The organism is Pararhizobium sp. PWRC1-1 (assembly GCF_049897905.1).
GTDB lineage: Bacteria > Pseudomonadota > Alphaproteobacteria > Rhizobiales > Rhizobiaceae > Pararhizobium.
This window is the reverse complement of record NZ_JAFCXE010000090.1, coordinates 1-623: the sequence shown is the minus strand read 5'-3', so window position 1 is coordinate 623 and position 623 is coordinate 1. Positions and strand designations below refer to the sequence as shown.

The 623-nt window shown below is 56.8% G+C and carries 1 protein-coding gene; it reads left to right on the top strand.

Going from position 1 to position 623, the window contains the following annotated elements; genetic code table 11:
• Positions 1-623: multicopper oxidase domain-containing protein (locus tag ACP7E0_RS35055; RefSeq protein WP_426131982.1), on the top strand; the 623-nt coding region annotated here is incomplete at both ends.

The window sequence follows — 623 nt, the reverse complement described above, 5'->3', positions numbered from 1 at the left end:
TTCATGTATCACCCACATTCGGACGAGATGGTGCAGATGGCCATGGGCATGATGGGCTTCTTCGTCATCCATCCCAAGGACGAGAAGTTCATGCCCGTCGACCGGGACTTCGTGTTTCTTCTTAGTGGCTACGACATCGATCCGGGCACCTATGTTCCCCGCGTCATGGAGATGACGGACTTCAATCTCTGGGCCTGGAACAGCCGCATCTTCCCGGGCATCAGCCCTCTCGTCGTCTCCAAGGACGACCGAGTGCGCGTCCGTGTCGGCAATCTGACGATGACCAACCATCCGATCCACATGCACGGTTATGACTTCGAGGTGACCTGTACCGATGGCGGCTGGGTGCGACCAGAAGCCCGCTGGCCGGAGGTCAGCATCGATATCCCCGTTGGCGCTATGCGTGCCTATGAATTCGATGCCAAATATCCTGGCGACTGGGCGATCCATTGCCACAAGTCGCACCACACGATGAACGCTATGGGCCACAACGTGCCCACCTTCATTGGCGTCGACAAGAAATCCGTCACCGAAAAGATCAGGAAAATCCAGCCCGAATACATGCCGATGGGGACCGCTGGCATGGCAGACATGGGCGAGATGGAAATGGAAATTCCGGAGAA